The organism is Rhodoplanes azumiensis, assembly GCF_042682915.1.
Classification (GTDB): domain Bacteria; phylum Pseudomonadota; class Alphaproteobacteria; order Rhizobiales; family Xanthobacteraceae; genus Rhodoplanes; species Rhodoplanes azumiensis.
Map to the genome: position 1 here is coordinate 3289 of NZ_JBHUIW010000043.1, position 17881 is coordinate 21169.

Consider the following 17881-nt stretch of genomic DNA (forward strand, 5'->3'; position numbering starts at 1 on the left):
CGTTCTCGCTGAGCGTGAAGCTTCAATGAGGCCGCAGCTTTGAGGCTGCGGAAGCGCTCCTGCTTGCGCAGGAAGGCTTCGTCCACCGTGTCGCGCTTCAATGAGGCCGCAGCTTTGAGGCTGCGGAAGCAGTAATCGCGCGGGCTCCGGTGAACCGGTCTATTACGCTTCAATGAGGCCGCAGCTTTGAGGCTGCGGAAGCCGGGCCGCGGCTCGCGGCGCTGCACGTAGTATTCTTCGCGCTTCAATGAGGCCGCAGCTTTGAGGCTGCGGAAGCCGACAGGCACAAGCGCATCTACAGCAGGCGCCTCGTGCTTCAATGAGGCCGCAGCTTTGAGGCTGCGGAAGCCGCGCATCACCGCCATCGCGGCCGGCGCGCTCACGCTGCTTCAATGAGGCCGCAGCTTTGAGGCTGCGGAAGCTCGCCGATGCCGTCCTCATCCCGAGGCTCCGGTCGTGCCTTGCTTCAATGAGGCCGCAGCTTTGAGGCTGCGGAAGCCGGCTTGCCGATGATGCGGCCGACCTTGAGCTCGAGCTTCAATGAGGCCGCAGCTTTGAGGCTGCGGAAGCAACACGTGGTCGAGAATCGCCTTGCGGCCGTATTTGGTGCTTCAATGAGGCCGCAGCTTTGAGGCTGCGGAAGCACGAGGCGTCCGCACTGACGTGGCAGAGCCCGACGCTGCTTCAATGAGGCCGCAGCTTTGAGGCTGCGGAAGCATGACGACGTGTCCTCAGAAGGAGATTGCGGGAGAGGTGCTTCAATGAGGCCGCAGCTTTGAGGCTGCGGAAGCGGAATTCTAAATGCTTCAATCGCAGACTGACAACCGGCTTCAATGAGGCCGCAGCTTTGAGGCTGCGGAAGCACTTCGGTCTGATCCCGGGTGAGTGGGTGTGTCTGGGTGATGCTTCAATGAGGCCGCAGCTTTGAGGCTGCGGAAGCGGCGGCGGCGCTGGCGCGATGCTGACCGGCACAATGGCTTCAATGAGGCCGCAGCTTTGAGGCTGCGGAAGCCTTGCTCGGGCCACCAGCACGGCATTGTTGCTGATGCTTCAATGAGGCCGCAGCTTTGAGGCTGCGGAAGCCCGGCTTCGGCGGATCCTTCGGCGGGGTGCGCCGGAGGCTTCAATGAGGCCGCAGCTTTGAGGCTGCGGAAGCTGGAGGGCCGGCCGCCGCGTATGCTGGTCGTCTCCGAGCTTCAATGAGGCCGCAGCTTTGAGGCTGCGGAAGCCATGTAGACGTTCGCCGGGAACGCAAAAGCCGACTGCCCGCTTCAATGAGGCCGCAGCTTTGAGGCTGCGGAAGCCAAGACCCGGCGCCGGGCGGGGCGACATATTCATCGCTTCAATGAGGCCGCAGCTTTGAGGCTGCGGAAGCGCCCGGCTCGATCGCTGATGCGCGTACGGACCACCGTGCTTCAATGAGGCCGCAGCTTTGAGGCTGCGGAAGCAGAGAAGCGACGCTCGATCACGTCGCTTCTCACCGGCTTCAATGAGGCCGCAGCTTTGAGGCTGCGGAAGCACGCGACCGAGCCCGTGATCTTCTGCCGGCTTTGGAACGTGCTTCAATGAGGCCGCAGCTTTGAGGCTGCGGAAGCATGCGCACACCACCAGGCGGTGGCAGGGCGAGGGCGGCTTCAATGAGGCCGCAGCTTTGAGGCTGCGGAAGCGGGCTGTTGACGCCCTTGCCCACGTAGCCGAACCCGTTGCTTCAATGAGGCCGCAGCTTTGAGGCTGCGGAAGCTCCGAGTGGCTCCTGTGGGTTCCAGGCGGCAGGCCGGTCGCTTCAATGAGGCCGCAGCTTTGAGGCTGCGGAAGCATCTTCATGCATTTTATCTTAATATGGTATTTGCAGCTTCAATGAGGCCGCAGCTTTGAGGCTGCGGAAGCCGACGCTGCCGATGATGGACGACCTCGCGAACAAGATGCTTCAATGAGGCCGCAGCTTTGAGGCTGCGGAAGCCCCCTGACGGACATATAAGCCGCTTCCCACCCAGGCTGGCTTCAATGAGGCCGCAGCTTTGAGGCTGCGGAAGCCCGAGGCCGCGCGCCGATTTAAATGGAACCAGAACACCTAGCTTCAATGAGGCCGCAGCTTTGAGGCTGCGGAAGCCTGTCCAGACCGTCGTCTGGTCCGTCGGGCTTGTTGGTGCTTCAATGAGGCCGCAGCTTTGAGGCTGCGGAAGCCTGACCGACGAGCAGCGCACCGTGCTGTTCTATCAGCAGCTTCAATGAGGCCGCAGCTTTGAGGCTGCGGAAGCCCGATCAGCTCGTCGATGGCGGCGTGCGAGGCCACCACGCTTCAATGAGGCCGCAGCTTTGAGGCTGCGGAAGCCCTTCTCTGATCATCGCAGTTGACTTCGCCCTCAGCGTGCTTCAATGAGGCCGCAGCTTTGAGGCTGCGGAAGCCGCCCCTCGCTGTTCGCGGCGTAGACCTCGCCGGTCGTCGCGCTTCAATGAGGCCGCAGCTTTGAGGCTGCGGAAGCCGTCCGTGGCTTCAAGGAGCCCGACGCCAGGACGTATGCGCTTCAATGAGGCCGCAGCTTTGAGGCTGCGGAAGCCGCGTGGTCGGCAGCCTGCTCGGCAATCTGTTCGGCAAGCTTCAATGAGGCCGCAGCTTTGAGGCTGCGGAAGCCCCAACTCGATCACCCGCGGTACGATCTACGACTCGAGGCTTCAATGAGGCCGCAGCTTTGAGGCTGCGGAAGCCTGGAAACGCGACGATGAGATCGGGCGCGCCCTGGTGCTTCAATGAGGCCGCAGCTTTGAGGCTGCGGAAGCTCGCCGAGCGCCGACAGGCCGGGAGGATCGAGGCCTTCGCTTCAATGAGGCCGCAGCTTTGAGGCTGCGGAAGCCTTTGCGGTGTTGGCGGAAACGCCGACGTCTTCGATGCTTCAATGAGGCCGCAGCTTTGAGGCTGCGGAAGCCACGACGCCCTCTCGGCCGGCGAGGAATTCGTCCGCCGGCTTCAATGAGGCCGCAGCTTTGAGGCTGCGGAAGCCCGTGCATGCGGCACAGCGCATCCGCGAGTCGCATGTCGCTTCAATGAGGCCGCAGCTTTGAGGCTGCGGAAGCCGGATTCCGCTGCGGGTCACCGCGCCCGACCAGATCGCTTCAATGAGGCCGCAGCTTTGAGGCTGCGGAAGCCGAGTCCCGTCTGTCCACCCCCAAGCCCCGAACCGACACGCTTCAATGAGGCCGCAGCTTTGAGGCTGCGGAAGCCTCGACGAGGCGCCGAGCGAGGCCGGATAGATGCCGGGCTTCAATGAGGCCGCAGCTTTGAGGCTGCGGAAGCTTCACAGGTGCTTCCTTTGTGTGTGCGTGTCGTCGTTGCTCGCTTCAATGAGGCCGCAGCTTTGAGGCTGCGGAAGCCGCCAGCCGGAGAAGCTGCTGACCGAGATCGGCGGCATTCTCGCTTCAATGAGGCCGCAGCTTTGAGGCTGCGGAAGCATGACCACGCTCGACGTCGCCTTACGGCTCCGGCTGCTTCAATGAGGCCGCAGCTTTGAGGCTGCGGAAGCCGCTGTTCGAGGCGCTCACCGTGACGACGGCGGTCGCGACGACGCTTCAATGAGGCCGCAGCTTTGAGGCTGCGGAAGCCCTAGACACCAACCTCAAGATCCAGCAGGAGACGATCGCGCTTCAATGAGGCCGCAGCTTTGAGGCTGCGGAAGCCTGGTGCGGAAGAAGTCGAAGTAGGAGCCCGAGCGCGAGCTTCAATGAGGCCGCAGCTTTGAGGCTGCGGAAGCCCGGCGCCGCCGAGCCCCGAGCAGCAAGCGCAGATGGCGCTTCAATGAGGCCGCAGCTTTGAGGCTGCGGAAGCCGCTTCCTGCCCGTCCGAGCCGGGGGGCCGGCATGACGCTGCTTCAATGAGGCCGCAGCTTTGAGGCTGCGGAAGCCCGGTCGAGCGGGAGGCCGCGTGATGCACACGACGTCCGGCTTCAATGAGGCCGCAGCTTTGAGGCTGCGGAAGCCGAGGAGCTGGTGGACCGTGCCGTCGCGGTCGACGACGCTTCAATGAGGCCGCAGCTTTGAGGCTGCGGAAGCCGGCGGGGACTCGCCCGCGGGAAGGCTCTGCGGCGGCAGGCTTCAATGAGGCCGCAGCTTTGAGGCTGCGGAAGCCGGTGCCCGGCCGTCGCCTGGCGGCCGTAGATGCACGCTTCAATGAGGCCGCAGCTTTGAGGCTGCGGAAGCGGGTGTCGCTGTGCCGAGCACCGACCAGGGCGAACGCCGCTTCAATGAGGCCGCAGCTTTGAGGCTGCGGAAGCCCGATCGTGATCACGTTTACAAACCAGCGGGACAACGCGCTTCAATGAGGCCGCAGCTTTGAGGCTGCGGAAGCCGCCTCGGCGATCAGCGTCGTCGGCGGGTTCTCGCCGCTTCAATGAGGCCGCAGCTTTGAGGCTGCGGAAGCCCGGCCCGGGTGATCGCGTCGGTGGACGACGAGTTGCCGCTTCAATGAGGCCGCAGCTTTGAGGCTGCGGAAGCCACCTAAAGGACATTATCAGACATACATGTCCGTAAATGCTTCAATGAGGCCGCAGCTTTGAGGCTGCGGAAGCCCCGCCGGACGACTTGCTGATCTCCGCTCGAAGCTCCCGGCTTCAATGAGGCCGCAGCTTTGAGGCTGCGGAAGCCTCACCGCAATCAGGACCGGCACCGATGTCTGATCACGGCTTCAATGAGGCCGCAGCTTTGAGGCTGCGGAAGCCGACGAAACGATCGCGGCCGGCCGGGCGTGTCTGACGCTTCAATGAGGCCGCAGCTTTGAGGCTGCGGAAGCCCCGCCCAGACGAGCGATGATCCACGCGGCCCAGGAGAGGCTTCAATGAGGCCGCAGCTTTGAGGCTGCGGAAGCCGCGCGTCTACGTCCCGGGGCACCTGCGGCCGCCCTCCCTCGCTTCAATGAGGCCGCAGCTTTGAGGCTGCGGAAGCCGGGGGCCGCGCGAGGTCTCGGATCCCGAGGGCCGGTGGGCTTCAATGAGGCCGCAGCTTTGAGGCTGCGGAAGCCCACGTCGGATCGCCGCGGGTGTCCCGGTCCGGGCGAGGGCCGGTGGGCTTCAATGAGGCCGCAGCTTTGAGGCTGCGGAAGCCCAGCGGGAGGCCGAGGCGACGGCCGAGGCGGAGCGCGCTTCAATGAGGCCGCAGCTTTGAGGCTGCGGAAGCCCCGCGGCCCGAGCCCGTCGCGGAGCACGGCGGCAACGCGCTTCAATGAGGCCGCAGCTTTGAGGCTGCGGAAGCCTGCTCATTGCCGTGCGCCGCCATACCCGCACCGTGGACGCTTCAATGAGGCCGCAGCTTTGAGGCTGCGGAAGCCCCGGTCGACGGAGCTACGACCGCCGATACCCGTGAGCCGCGGCTTCAATGAGGCCGCAGCTTTGAGGCTGCGGAAGCCGCGCGGCGACGACGCGGCCGTGGAGCTGACCGACACGCTTCAATGAGGCCGCAGCTTTGAGGCTGCGGAAGCCGGCCGCGCCGACTACGAGGCAATCTTCGCCATGCTCCAGCTTCAATGAGGCCGCAGCTTTGAGGCTGCGGAAGCCCTGAAGTCGCCGGGCGCGCGCCTCGTTCTCGATCTTCCGCTTCAATGAGGCCGCAGCTTTGAGGCTGCGGAAGCCGTCTACACCGGCTCCAACATCCAGCGCGGCGGCACGGGCTTCAATGAGGCCGCAGCTTTGAGGCTGCGGAAGCGGCCCTGTCGCGGGCACAGGGCGAGTGGCTCGACAAGCTTCAATGAGGCCGCAGCTTTGAGGCTGCGGAAGCGCGCCGAAGGCATCGCCGTGCGCCTGCGCGCCGAGATGGCTTCAATGAGGCCGCAGCTTTGAGGCTGCGGAAGCCGTGACCGTGATCGACATCGACTCCATCGTCGCCGGCGCTTCAATGAGGCCGCAGCTTTGAGGCTGCGGAAGCCGTGTCGGTTGGCATCCCCCACTCGCCCCATTGCTTGCTTCAATGAGGCCGCAGCTTTGAGGCTGCGGAAGCCGGTCACCACGACGATCGTCTGATCCACCGATGCTCGGCTTCAATGAGGCCGCAGCTTTGAGGCTGCGGAAGCCGGCCCGCTCGCAAGCCGCCGGGGCGGCTGGCGATTCGGAGCGGATCGCGAGCGCTCCGGAAAAAGCCGACCGGCAACCGGCCGAAGGCTTCGATCCGGGCTTCACGATGTCAAACAACCCTCGCCGGCGCAAGGGGAATTCGGCCTGCGAGCGCTCCCCGGAGGTTCGGCGCCACCGCAGCGCTCGCACGGCGACGGCGCCGCCACCCGTGGGAGGCGGTAAAATTATATCATTACGGCGGAGCCCTGCATCGGCTGAAAACTCTGTCCCAGACTTCTCACCCGCAGTTCCATCCTGTCGGCAGGACCGCGATCGAGGATCGGTACATGGGCGTGGTCGGAGCGGATCATCTCCTCGAGCCGGCGATCGACGAGCCTCGGCCGTTCCGCTCATCGAAGCGGGCCGACGCAGGGAGGGGTGGCGTTTCGGCCGAGCGCCCCGATCATCGGCGGCACGCTGGGCCACCGGCGCGCGCCGCGCGTCACGTTCATGAACTCGCCATCGGCGATGCGCCGGTCACCGCGAATGTCGGTCGCGTCGAGCGGGGGAAGCGCGTCGAGGCCGCCCTGCCGATTATCGGGATGGGCGACGGCGGCGTCCGGGAGGATCGCACCGTCTCCATTGCCGTGCCTCTGCGCGTCGATCAGGTGATGCCACCGGGCTCTTCTCGAGCAGGTCCATGTAGTCCACCTGACCGTCCCTGTCAGGCTCATGGTGAACGAGACGGTGGAAAGCACGACGTCGGGCGTGACCGCCCGACCCGGCGTGTCGCGGACGCGGGCTCGGACGATCTGCCGGACGCGCGCGACATCGGCGCCGGTCCGGTCGGCCGGCAGGTCCGGCTCGCGCTCGGGGATGGCCAGGCGAAAATCCTGCCGCGGCATTTCGAGCAAGGTCGGATCGAAGCGCGCGTCGCCTTGGTGAACGGCGCGCCCGAAAACCGCTGCGGACGCTGGAGCGTTGCAGTGCGACCGGCCGCAGGACGAGCGGCGCCCAGCCCGGCGTCGCCCGCCCCGCCTGCGTCCAGGCGAAAAACGCGAGCGTGAGAAACCCGAGCGCGAGAAACAGGGCATCGGCGCCACCCTCCTCGAACGCCTTGCGCGAAAGGCGGAACAGCTCGGTCAGACGGCCGTCGCGCTCGTCCTCGTCGCGGACGGCATCAGGCTCGTCGCGCGCCAGCGCATCCGGAATCTCGCGTTCGCGCCCCGCCTTCGCGCTGTTGGACGAGAAGCAGCGCCTGATCACCCGGATCACCGGCGCCGAGCGCATCCGATCGAGGCCGGACCTCGAAGCGCCGGCTCGCCGAGAAAAGACCCTCGCGCTTGGCCGGGCCGAAGCACACGAGCGCCATGCTGGCCTTGCCCGGCTCGCGACGTCGCTCGTCGCCGAAACTCTTGTCGAGCTCGGCTCACCGCAGTGTGGCCATCCCGACGTGTCGTCGGGACGCCGCACCGACCTCTGCGTCGCCCGTCACGCATAAGCGACACCGACGGCTCTGTTGCGACAGAGAAAGGCTGGAGCGGGTGAAGGGAATCGAACCCTCGTCATCAGCTTGGAAGGCTGTTGCTCTACCATTGAGCTACACCCGCCGACGCGTCGCCGGTCGGTCTTCCGAGAACCGGACGCGGGCCTTGCGGCAGTCGTCGGCTTCTCGCACAAGGCCGGGCCGACTTCAACCCTGGTGCCGCCGCGCATTCGGGCGCCGCCGCTTCGGGCCATGGCGCCGATCCCGGAGCCGACGCGGGCCGCGCTTCCGGCGGGCGCCGTCCCTGTGACCGGACGCGCCCCGGGCTGCTGCGCCCGGTGTCGCCTCGGCGTGGCACAGGCCGAGACGGCGGACGCCGGTGACGCGAGTGTCTCGAAGCCACGCCATCCCGTCGACGGTGCGCCGCAAATAAATCCGAAAAACGGACCGGGTGGTCCAAAACTGTGCCCGGACGTAGTCCAGGTCCGTAAGCTGTGTTTTACGAAGCTGTGCAAGTCTTCGCACAGTGGGAATGCGGCGAGTGCATGTGTGCTTGCCGGGAAAGGCGAATTTGCCGGCATGATCTCTTTGCATTGCGGTGATCCGCCAGACGGAGACTTGACGGCGCGAACGATCCTGGTAACCCGGAGCCACCTTAGAACCTGTCGACAGCAGGCACTCACAGATACAGAGACCAGACGAGGCACCCCCATGAGCCCGACCCCGAACCCGAAGTCCGACGATCCGCCCACCGCGCTGCTGGCGATCCTGGACACCTTCCGCCGCCACCCGGCCGCCGTGTCCGAGCGCGCCCGCGAGAGCCTCGAGGCCTTCGGGCTCATCGACAGCACCGAGTCGGCGTCGGCCCGCAGCAAGCATCGCCGCTGAGCCGGGGCCGGGGTCGCAGGTTCGGCCCGACGTCGTTCGGACGGTCGCCGACCATGGCGGTGGCGCAACGAGAGACGCGGACGTGCCGCGAACAGGCGACGCCGCGGTCCGGCACCCGTGCCGGACGGCCCGCCGCCCGGGCTCGCGCGACCGCGCCTCGGTGCGGCCCGTCCCGGTGAGGACGCCATCCGGGCCCGACGATCCGGCGGATCAAGCCACAGGCGGGGCCGCACAGGCGGCCCTTTCAGGTTTTCAGAAGCGATAGACGGCGCCGCCGCGGGCGACCTGAAAGTCGGTCCGACCGAAGTCGGCGTTGAAGGAGCTCGGCCGGTCGCCCGCGTTGAAAACCGCAACCGCGACGGAATCGACCGCGCTGCGTCCGAGGCTGACATAGAGATATTCGGCCTTGAGGCTCCATTGCCGGGTGAGGCGCAACTCGCCCCCGGCGCCGGCCGTGAAGCCGAGCTCGACGCTCGACGCCGATCCCGAGAAGCAGGCCTGGCCCGGCGCCGCGCACAGATACGAGACGCCCGCCGGGCCGCCGCCGAGGATGGCGGCCGGCCCATCGAACCGATAGGCGGCGGACCGCTCGACGTGCCCGTAGGCGAGGCCGCCGGTCGCATAGAGCAGCAGGTTTTCGGTGGCGAGCCAGCCGAGCCGCGCGCGCAGGGTGCCCCACCAGTCGACCTTCTGGTCGACCGTCAGCGTCTGGGTGAAGCTCGGCGGCAACAGGGCGTTGGTGCCGGCGCCGCTGCCCTCGAGCGACATCAGGCTGACATCGGCGACAAAGCCGGCCACCACGGCGGCACTGGCCTGCACGTCAAATCCGGCCTCGAGGCCGCCCGTGAGCGAGCGGGCCGAAACGCCGGGCGCCACGACCGGCTGATTGCCCGGGAACGAGGTGTTGGCGGCGAGCCGGTTGGCAGCCGGGACATCGTTGCCGACGAGCGAGAGGTCACGGTCGGCCCAGGCGCCGCCGAGCGTCGCCCCGATATAGACGCCGGTCCAGCTCGGCGCGGCCGCCGGCGGCGCCTTGACGGCGAGGTCGGCCGCCTGCGCCATCGTCGCGGCCGTCAGACCGGCCAGCACCGGGACCACCTGTCGGATCATGACCCGCCCCCCTGCGAATCCACACTGTCACGCTAACAAGGGGACGACCAACAGGCTGTAACGCCGGAGCAACACACATCGGCCAATGCTGCGGGCACGCCGCCGCCGATGACCGGCCGCACCGGGCATTCGGCGTTGCCCGATTCTGATTTCTCTAGAAAAATCAAGGTGGTGGGGGAGGTAGGACTCGAACCTACGAAGGCATAGCCAGCGGATTTACAGTCCGCCCCCTTTGCCGCTCGGGACACTCCCCCACGTCGCGCTCGGCAGCGTCTCGGTCCACGGTCCGTCCACGATCGTGGTGTCCGGAAGACCGGCGGTGCGCCCCGCGTCGGGCCGTTCTTATGGGTGGCCGTCCCCCGGGTGTCAACACGAAAAAGCCCGGTCCGCAAAGCCGGTCCGTCCGGTTCCGCGGACGGTCCGGGCGGCTCCTTCGAACGACAGCCGCCGACCGTCGGCGATCCGCAGTGGCGCCGTGCGCCCCACCCCGCTATGCAGTCCCGACCCTTCCGTTCCAGAGACCCGAGCCGGACCCGACCATGACCGACCGCGACCGCCCGCATAAGCCGTTCCGATCCGGAGCCGGATCGGCCGGAGCCGGATCCGGCGGCGGCAAGCGGCCGTGGCGGCCCGAAGGCGGCCGGGCCGAAGGCGGCCGTTCCGAAGGCGGACGGCCGGAGCGCGGGGGCGCCGCCGGCGCGGTGACGCCATGGCCCCGCAAGGACGACTCGCGCAGGGACGCCTCCCGCAAGACCGAACCCGGCAAGGACCGCAAGGATCGCAAGGCTCGGTTCCCCAAGGACGGGTCGCGCAAGAAGGCGGCCTTCGCCCGGCGCGGCCGGCCGGAGCCGCGCGACCGCGACGGCCCGGCGATCCTCTACGGCTGGCACACCGTGAAGGCGGCGCTGGAGAATCCCGCCCGGCGCTTCCGCCGCCTGCTGGCTACCGAGAACGCCGCGCACCGCCTCGCCGAGGAGGGCGTGCCGACCCCGATCGCCCCGACCCTGGTGCGGCCCGACGAGATCGCCGCGATCGTCGGCCCCGAAGCCGTGCATCAGGGCCTGCTCGCCGAGGCCGACCCGCTGGACTCGCCCGACATCACCGAGCTGCCGGCCGAGGGCCTGGTGCTGGTGCTCGACCAGATCACCGACCCGCACAATGTCGGCGCCATCCTGCGCTCGGCCGCCGCCTTCGCGGTGGCCGCCGTCGTCACCACGGCGCGCCACAGCCCGGAGGCGACCGGCGTGCTCGCCAAGGCCGCCTCGGGCGCGCTCGACATCGTGCCGATCGTCACGGTCGGCAACCTCGCCCGGGCGCTCACGGCGCTCAAGGACAACGGCTGGATGACGGTCGGGCTCGACAGCGAGGGCACGGCCGACCTCGCCGACACGGCCCTGCGCGGCCCGCTGGCGCTGGTGCTCGGCGCCGAGGGCAAGGGCCTGCGCCAGCTCACTCGGCAGACCTGCGACGCGGTCGCCCGCATCGACCTGCCGGGCAAGATCACGAGCCTCAACGTGTCGAACGCGACGGCGCTCGCCCTCTATGTCGCCCACACGCGGCTGAAGGCCGGCGGCTGAGCCAGGGACCATCCGGTCTCACGGCGCCTCGACCGAGAAGAACTCCACCGGTCCGGCGCCGAAGAGCGCGAGCTTCGCACGCGCCGCGCGCGGGATCGCGAGCCGCCGGAACGCCGGCCGTCCGACGAACAGCGCCCAGCCCCGCGGATTGACGTAGGCGATGCGGATTTTTCGCGCCCCGTCAGCGGCAGCCTCTTCGAGGCGGTCGGCGACGCGGTCGAGCACCTCGCGGCCGAACGGATTGTAGAAGAACAGCGCCAGGTCGCCGGGCGGCGGGACGTAGTCGGCGGCATCCATATGCACGAGCGACAGATCACGGCAGGCGAGCCGCTCGACCGGCCAGGCCGCGATGTTGTCGCGGGCCTCCGCCACCAGGCGGGCCGAGAACTCGACGCCGACACAGCGCCGGAACGGCCGCCCCGCCGCCGCGAGCAACGCCCGCCCCCGCCCCGCGCCGTAGTCGACGAACGTGGTCGTCGCCGGATCGAGATCGAGCGCGTCGAGCGCCCACAGAAGCGGCAGGCGCGGAAACGCCTCGTAGCGGCGATCCTGGAACGCCGCCTGACGGCCGACGACGTCGTCGGCCGGCACGGTGCGGCTGCGCCCGCTCGGCCAGCGCTCGAGCTTGTCGCGAGCGCAGTCGTAGACGGCGTGATGCAGCAGGATCCGGACCTGGCGCCAATAATAGCCCACGCGACGTGCCGGCTCCGACGGCCCTCAGCGACCCGGGGCGCGCGCCGGCGCCGGCTTTTGCGCCGCACCTTTCGGCACCGAGCCGGTGGTGACGGGATCGCCCGCCGGCGGACCGTCGATCACCTCGGCGCGGGCGACCCGGCTGACGTCGATCACCTTGGCACGCGGCGCCGGCCGCACCTCGTAGGCGCCGTAGGGCGGCGCCCCGGCGACGCGCTCGGCGACCGCGAGATCGCTCGGCCCGACATAGCCGTAGCGGCGCGCGCCGGACCATCGCTTGTAAGGCGGATGGGCGGGGCCCCAGGTGTACGGATAGCGGATCGAATACGCATAGCCGCCCTCCGAATAGGTCGGCACCGCATAAATGCCAGGGCCGCGATAGAGCGGACCCTGGTCGACCACGTACATGGGCGGACGGGCATCGGAAGGATCGATGATGTAGCCGGTCGGCGGCACCGCGGGCGGCACCGGAGCGGCGCCGTAGACGACGACGGGTCCGCCGGCGCAGCAGCCCTGCTGGGCGAGCGCCGCGCCGCTTCCCCCGACCATGACGGCGCCGATCGCCGACGCGGCGACGACCACGACCTCCAGACTCCGAACGCTGCGACGCATGACCCGTCCCTCTGGCCGTCACCCTGCGGCGGCGGACTCGCCTCCGCCTCCTCGACAAAACCCTACGCCGGACCGGTCGCCCCGCAAAGCGGCCGCTTCGCCACGCCGCCCTGCCCTGACGTCCCGCCCGTTTCGCGGCTCATCGCCGCCCCCCCGGCCGCGGTCGCGGCCGCGGCGGCGGCCACGGTCCGGGACCGGGCGCCGGACCGGGCCCGCCCCAGGGCGGCGTCACCACCAGGCCGCCCGGCATGTTGTACGAGTAGTCGGGCGGCATCACCGTGACCGGATTGTCGTCCGACTTCGCCGACCAGCCTTGATGGAACTCCTCCGCCGGCTTCGGCGGCTTGCCCTTGTCGGGATCGTGTTCGAGCCGGCCGAGCCGCGGCAGCTCGCCGGAGCTCGGATAATACGGCCGGTGCCGCCCGAGCTGCGGGCCGGGGCTGCAGCACAGCGGCTGGATGACGTTCGGCCCGATCCAGCCGGCCCGGTAGAGCCCCCAGTCGCCCTCGACGACCGCGTAGGACGCCTCGCGCCCGTTGACGAAGACCGGGACGTCGCGCCGGCCCGGAATCGCGATCACCGGACCGTTGTCCTGGGCGACAGCCGGGGTCGCGGCGACGGCCGTCGACCAGGCGAGCGCGACGAGCCCCGCTTCGATGATCCGCCTGCGCTGCATGCGCCCTCCTGTCGCCCGTCGGCGCCGATCCTCGCGGCGCGTCGATTCTCGCGGCGCGGCGATCCACGCGGAGCGACGCTCCCGGCGTCGCGCCCCGCGTCGATCCCGCCCGCTCGTCCAGCACAGCGGACAACTTTTGAGATTCCCCTCGGTTCATCTCGAAGAACCGGTGATTTCGCCCTTTAACCCTAACGATTCCAGATCTTTCCCGGCCGGAACGAAGGCGCGCGCGGTGCGCTGGACGAGCGGGCGCGGCCGCCGGCGTGCCGCGGCCGCTTCGACTTTCGACTATCCCGCGAAGATCCGGAGAGACTTTTCGGTCCCGCGCGTCCTACACCTTGGGTCGGACGAGCCGGTTCGGCCGGACGGTCCCAACCCCAAGAAACCACAGATCGGAAACGCCGAGGCACGAGACGATGCACAGGAGCCGGATTTCGGCGCGCGGCGCCGGCATGACGAAGGACGAGAAGTTCGTCATCTTCGCCTCGTCGCTCGGCACCGTGTTCGAGTGGTACGATTTCTATTTGTACGCGACGCTGGCACCGTTCTTCGCCGCGTTGTTCTTTCCGCCCGGCAACGACACGGCCGCGCTGCTCTCCGCCTTCGCGACCTATGCGGCGGGCTTCCTGGTGCGGCCGTTCGGCGCCCTGGTGTTCGGCCGCATCGGCGACCTGGTCGGGCGCAAGTACACGTTCCTGGTCACCATCTTCGTGATGGGCGGGGCGACCTTCCTGGTCGGCCTGTTGCCGACCTTCGACACCATCGGCTGGGCGGCGCCCGTGCTGCTCGTCGGGCTGCGGTTGATCCAGGGCCTCGCGCTCGGCGGCGAGTACGGGGGCGCTGCGACCTACGTGGCCGAGCACGCGCGGCCGCGCAATCGCGGCTTCGCCACGAGCTTCATCCAGACGACGGCGACGCTCGGCTTCTTCCTGGCGCTCTTGGTGATCGGCGTCGCGCGCCTCGCCATGGACGCCGACAGCTTCGCCTCGTGGGGCTGGCGCATCCCCTTCGTCGTGTCGCTCGCACTGCTGGTGCTGTCGATCTGGATTCGGCTGCGGCTCAACGAGACGCCGATCTTCCAGCGCATGAAGGAGGAAGGCAAAGGCTCCAAGGCGCCGCTGACCGAGAGCTTCTTCCGCTGGCCGAACAACAAGTACGTGATGCTGGCGCTGCTCGGCGCCACGGCCGGCCAGGGCGTCGTCTGGTACACGGGCCAGTTCTACGCGCTGTTCTTCCTGCAGATCACGCTGCAGCTCGACTATGTGCTCGCCTACATGCTGGTCGGCCTGTCGCTCGTGGTCGGCACGCCGCTGTTCGTCGCCTTCGGCTGGCTGTCGGACCGCGTCGGCCGGCTGAAGATCATCCTGCTCGGCTGCCTGCTCGCCGCGGCGACCTACATCCCGCTGTTCCAGGTGCTGACGCAGGCCGTGAACCCCGACCTCGCCGCCTTCCAGGCGCGCTCGACCGTCATCATCGCGGCCGACCGCGCGGACTGCCGCGTCCATGTCTTCGTCGGGCCGTGGTCGAATTTCTCGGACTGCGACCGCGCCCAGGACTTCGTCACCAAGCGCGGCGTCTCGTTCCAGAAGGCGGACGCGCCGACGGGCGCCTCGGTGACGCTGATCCTCGGCGACACCCGGGTCGAGGGCTTCGACCAGCCGCGCTGGGAGGCGGCCTTCGCGGCGGCCGGCTATCCGGCCCACGCCGACCCGAAGAAGGTCGACTGGCTGACCGCCGAGCTCGTGCTGCTCGTGATGGTGCTCTATGTCGTGATGGTCTACGCGCCGATGGCGGCGTTCCTGGTCGAGATGTTCCCGACCCGCATCCGCTACACCTCGATGTCGCTGCCCTATCACATCGGCAACGGCTGGTTCGGCGGCATGCTGCCGCTGCTGGCCACCGCGATCGTCGCCTCCACGGGCGATATCTATGCGGGCCTGTGGTACCCGATCGCGGTCGCCGGCATGACCGTGCTGGTCGGCGCCGTCTTCCTGCGCGACACCAAGGACGTCGACATCGCCACCGAGTCGGGCGTCGACATTTCGCGCCGGGGATGATGCCCCTCTTCAGTCCGGGGCGCGCCACCCGGATCGGCGCGTCACGCCGTCCGGGCGCAGGCTGCGGCGCGAACCCGGAATCCAGCGGCGAACACGGAGTGCGGGGCTTGATTCCGGGTTCGGCGCGGCGCGCCGCCCCGGAACGACAGGAGAATGCAAGGCCTCCGCGCCTTCCCCTTCATTGAATCGCCCGGATGCGGCTGGTAGACGGGGCGACCCGACAACGCCGCGACCGGACCCGATGCGAAGCGCCCTCCCCCTGAAGACCCCGATCGACGCCGTGCGACCCGCGGCGGGCGATCGCGCGGTCCGCAAGCCGCTCGACCGGCTGCCGCTGCTGGTCGCGATCCTGCTGGCGCTCACGGCGCTGCGGCTCGTCGGCCTCAAGCTCTCGATCGTCGACCTCTTCTACGACGAGGCGCAGTACTGGTCGTGGGCCCAGAACCTCGCCTTCGGCTACTACTCGAAGCCGCCGCTGCTCGCCTGGATCATCTTCGGCGCCGAGCGCGTGTGCGGCGAGGCCGAATGGTGCGTGCGGGCGCCCGCGCCGATCTTCTATTGCGGCACCAGCCTGGTCGTCTACGCGATCGGCCGCGCCCTCTACGACGAGCGCACCGGCTTCTGGGCCGCGCTGATGACGGCACTGACCACCGGCGCGGCGTTCTCCTCACGCATCGTCTCGACCGACGTGCCGCTGCTGTTCTTCTGGGCCGTGGCGCTCTATGCCTATGTGAAGCTCCTCGAGGCGCCGCGCTGGCACCGTGCGCTCCTGATGGGCGTCGCGACCGGCCTCGGGCTGCTCGCCAAATACGCCATGGTCTACATCGTCCCCGGCATCGCGATCGCGGCGATCGTCAGCCCGCGCGCCCGCGCGCTCTCGCGCGGACCGCATTTGTGGGTGGCGCTTCTCGTCGCGCTCGTGGTCGTGTCGCCCAACCTGATCTGGAACGCGGCGACCGGCTTCATCACGTTCAAGCACACGGGCGGCCTCGTGATCGGCGAGGAGGTGCGCTGGAGCGCGCTCCGGGCGCTGGAGTTCCTCGGCGCCCAGTTCGGCGTGTTCGGCCCCGTCATCTTCGCCGTGATGATCGTCGTCACGGTGCGGCTTCTCCGCGGGCGGCTCCCCGAGGCCGACCGGGTGATGATCGCCTTCTCGCTGTTCCCGATCGCGCTCGTCACGGCGTTCGCCGTCACGGTGCACGCCTATGCGAACTGGGCCGCCGTCGCCTTCGTGTCGGGCGTCGTGGTCGCCGCGGCGACGCTGGTGCGCGAGCGCGCCTTCGGCTGGATCGCCACGAGCCTCGTCATCGGCGCCGTGACGCAGGCCCTGCTGCTGGTCGGCGACGTGGTCGCCGACCGGGTCGCGCTGCCGTTGCTGAAGAACCCGAACCCGTACTCGCGCACGCTCGGCTGGCGCGACTTCGCGGAGAAGGCCGGCGCCGCGGCACGCGCCGCCGGCGCGACCGCGATCGTCAGCGATTCCCGTGGCGACCTCGGCGCCCTCCTCTACTATCTGCGCGACGCCGGCATTCCGGTGCTGTCGTGGCGGACCGAGGAGATCCCGTCCTTCGACCTGGGCGCCCCCTACGGGCCGCGGACCGCCGGCCCGGTGCTGCTGGTCACGGTCTGCCGCGACGAGGCGCGCATCCGGCCGCATGTCGCCACCGTCGCGCCGCTCGGGCTCACCCGCACCGGCGAAGGAACGGGCGGCCCGCGCGGCTTCCACGCCTTCAGGCTCACCGGCCCGAAGGATCCGCTGCCGCCGCTCGCCGTCTGCCCGTTTCCGTGACCGGCTTTGATCGTCAGGCGGTGCGCTCGCCTGGCCGCAGGATCAGGGCGTGCAGCCCCCACACGGTCAGCGCCGTGATGACGGCAGACATCAGCACGTCCGACGCGAAATGCCCGCCCTGGGCCATACGCGCGCCGCCGACCACGAGGGCCCAGGCGAGCACCGCGACGATGCCGAGTGACCGCCAGCGCGCCGGCAGCAGCACCGCGACGGCGAGCAGCCACGTGGCGCTCGACATCTCGCCCGACGCGAAAGAGCAGTTCGCGTCGCAGCGGCCGAACGGGCTCCACCACGGCACGAAGTCGAGCGTGCCGCCGAACTGCGTCACCTCGATCGGCCGCGGCCGTCCGCCGTGAGGCTTGAGGATGCCGTTGACGATCAGCCCGGGTGCCACCGCGAGCGTCGCCAGCACGAACAGCGCCGCGCGCAGCGACAGCGCACCGGGCAGCCGGGCCGCGGCGACCTTCGGGGCGGCGAGCCACAGGATCAGGATCACGCCGGCCGTGACCGCGACGGCCCGCACGATGATGTCGTTGACGTCGCGGATCGTCTGCAGGGACGGTGTGTAGGCGTGCGTGAACATGCGCTGCGCCGGATCGAAGCCGAGCGCCGTGACGGCGAGATCGAGCCCCGGCCACAACCCGAACACGAGGCCGACCAGAACGCCGGTGCCGAGGATCACCAGCAGCGCCAGCGCGGCGCGGCGCTTCGGCGGCAGCGCGGGAGCGAGTGCGCCGGCGGGCACCTGCAGGGACGTGGCGAACGGGCGGGACATGCAACCTCCGGCGGGCCTTACGGACACGGCCGACGCGCGGCGCCGACGCGCCCCTCCCGGCCGCCGCCCTTGAAGCAAATCCGGCGCGGGGACGCAAAGGGTCCGCACCGGCGGCGCGACGCCGTGGCGCGGACCCACGGCTGTCCGGCACGGATTGTGCTTGAAGAGGTGCACGGCATTGATTCT

General features: G+C 68.9%; 11 protein-coding genes, 2 tRNA genes, 1 pseudogene and 1 CRISPR repeat array. Of the genes and pseudogenes, 5 read left to right on the forward strand and 9 right to left on the reverse strand.

All coding sequences use genetic code 11. The annotated features are described in order from the left end of the window. The first annotated feature begins 19 nt into the window (after positions 1 to 19). A CRISPR array of direct repeats spans positions 20 to 6053; the repeat unit is 37 nt; unit sequence GCTTCAATGAGGCCGCAGCTTTGAGGCTGCGGAAGCC. Positions 6054 to 6442: 389 nt separating this feature from the next. Further along, complete coding sequence (locus tag ACFSOX_RS22735) at positions 6443 to 6946, reverse strand: hypothetical protein (RefSeq protein ID WP_378480124.1); 504 nt, start codon at positions 6944 to 6946, stop codon at positions 6443 to 6445. A gap of 40 nt (positions 6947 to 6986) precedes the next feature. Then, positions 6987 to 7322, reverse strand: a pseudogene (locus tag ACFSOX_RS22740) (DUF4011 domain-containing protein); the annotation flags it as partial. On the opposite strand from ACFSOX_RS22740, the gene ACFSOX_RS22745 reads away from it, so the two are divergent. Then, the gene (locus tag ACFSOX_RS22745) at positions 7273 to 7533 is read left to right on the forward strand and encodes a hypothetical protein (RefSeq protein ID WP_378480125.1); all 261 of its coding nucleotides are present in this window, start codon (positions 7273 to 7275) and stop codon (positions 7531 to 7533) included. The pseudogene ACFSOX_RS22740 and the gene ACFSOX_RS22745 overlap by 50 nt on opposite strands. 35 nt (positions 7534 to 7568) lie before the next feature. Here the strand turns inward: ACFSOX_RS22745 and ACFSOX_RS22750 are convergent. Next, positions 7569 to 7642 (reverse strand) — tRNA-Gly (locus tag ACFSOX_RS22750). 587 nt (positions 7643 to 8229) lie between these two features. Between ACFSOX_RS22750 and ACFSOX_RS22755 the strand changes: the two genes are divergently transcribed. Further along, positions 8230 to 8406, forward strand: coding sequence for a hypothetical protein (locus tag ACFSOX_RS22755; protein ID WP_378480115.1), 177 nt, complete (start codon positions 8230 to 8232; stop codon positions 8404 to 8406). A 252-nt stretch (positions 8407 to 8658) separates the two neighbouring features. Here the strand turns inward: ACFSOX_RS22755 and ACFSOX_RS22760 are convergent, their stop codons facing one another. Together ACFSOX_RS22760 and ACFSOX_RS22765 are read right to left on the reverse strand one after the other, a co-directional pair. Next, entirely contained in the window at positions 8659 to 9516 is an 858-nt protein-coding gene (locus ACFSOX_RS22760; RefSeq protein ID WP_378480116.1) for an outer membrane protein, read from the reverse strand. Between the two features lie 169 nt (positions 9517 to 9685). Next, positions 9686 to 9770 (reverse strand) — tRNA-Tyr (locus ACFSOX_RS22765). Between the two features lie 447 nt (positions 9771 to 10217). Between ACFSOX_RS22765 and rlmB the strand changes: the two genes are divergently transcribed. Beyond that, positions 10218 to 11093, forward strand: coding sequence for a 23S rRNA (guanosine(2251)-2'-O)-methyltransferase RlmB (gene rlmB, locus ACFSOX_RS22770; protein WP_378480117.1), 876 nt, complete (start codon positions 10218 to 10220; stop codon positions 11091 to 11093). Between the two features lie 18 nt (positions 11094 to 11111). Here rlmB and ACFSOX_RS22775 read toward each other — a convergent pair whose 3' ends face one another. The 3 genes from ACFSOX_RS22775 to ACFSOX_RS22785 all read right to left on the reverse strand — a co-directional run bounded on the left by ACFSOX_RS22775 (position 11112) and on the right by ACFSOX_RS22785 (position 13074). After that, the gene (locus tag ACFSOX_RS22775; RefSeq protein WP_378480118.1) at positions 11112 to 11786 is read right to left on the reverse strand and encodes a hypothetical protein; all 675 of its coding nucleotides are present in this window, start codon (positions 11784 to 11786) and stop codon (positions 11112 to 11114) included. Positions 11787 to 11810: 24 nt separating this feature from the next. Continuing rightward, positions 11811 to 12398, reverse strand: coding sequence for a hypothetical protein (locus ACFSOX_RS22780; RefSeq protein WP_378480119.1), 588 nt, complete (start codon positions 12396 to 12398; stop codon positions 11811 to 11813). Positions 12399 to 12537: 139 nt separating this feature from the next. Beyond that, complete coding sequence (locus ACFSOX_RS22785; protein WP_378480120.1) at positions 12538 to 13074, reverse strand: hypothetical protein; 537 nt, start codon at positions 13072 to 13074, stop codon at positions 12538 to 12540. Between the two features lie 452 nt (positions 13075 to 13526). Between ACFSOX_RS22785 and ACFSOX_RS22790 the strand changes: the two genes are divergently transcribed. Together ACFSOX_RS22790 and ACFSOX_RS22795 are read left to right on the forward strand one after the other, a co-directional pair. Further along, positions 13527 to 15131: an MFS transporter gene (locus ACFSOX_RS22790; protein WP_378480121.1), complete on the forward strand. Its 1605-nt coding sequence runs from the start codon at positions 13527 to 13529 to the stop codon at positions 15129 to 15131. 241 nt (positions 15132 to 15372) lie between these two features. Further along, positions 15373 to 16920, forward strand: a complete 1548-nt coding sequence (locus tag ACFSOX_RS22795) for an ArnT family glycosyltransferase (protein WP_378480122.1) — start codon at positions 15373 to 15375, stop codon at positions 16918 to 16920. Positions 16921 to 16933: 13 nt separating this feature from the next. Here the strand turns inward: ACFSOX_RS22795 and ACFSOX_RS22800 are convergent, their stop codons facing one another. Further along, entirely contained in the window at positions 16934 to 17695 is a 762-nt protein-coding gene (locus ACFSOX_RS22800; RefSeq protein WP_378480123.1) for a phosphatase PAP2 family protein, read from the reverse strand. Positions 17696 to 17881 lie beyond the last annotated feature (186 nt).

What these genes read in the sequence shown, in the direction of transcription:
- ACFSOX_RS22760 (WP_378480116.1), bottom strand. Translation starts at nt 9,516, where the DNA reads ATGATCCGACAGGTGGTCCCGGTGCTGGCCGGTCTGACGGCCGCGACG.
- ACFSOX_RS22800 (WP_378480123.1), bottom strand. Translation starts at nt 17,695, where the DNA reads ATGTCCCGCCCGTTCGCCACGTCCCTGCAGGTGCCCGCCGGCGCACTC.
- ACFSOX_RS22790 (WP_378480121.1), top strand. Translation starts at nt 13,527, where the DNA reads ATGACGAAGGACGAGAAGTTCGTCATCTTCGCCTCGTCGCTCGGCACC.
- ACFSOX_RS22780 (WP_378480119.1), bottom strand. Translation starts at nt 12,398, where the DNA reads ATGCGTCGCAGCGTTCGGAGTCTGGAGGTCGTGGTCGTCGCCGCGTCG.
- ACFSOX_RS22795 (WP_378480122.1), top strand. Translation starts at nt 15,373, where the DNA reads ATGCGAAGCGCCCTCCCCCTGAAGACCCCGATCGACGCCGTGCGACCC.
- ACFSOX_RS22785 (WP_378480120.1), bottom strand. Translation starts at nt 13,074, where the DNA reads ATGCAGCGCAGGCGGATCATCGAAGCGGGGCTCGTCGCGCTCGCCTGG.
- ACFSOX_RS22755 (WP_378480115.1), top strand. Translation starts at nt 8,230, where the DNA reads ATGAGCCCGACCCCGAACCCGAAGTCCGACGATCCGCCCACCGCGCTG.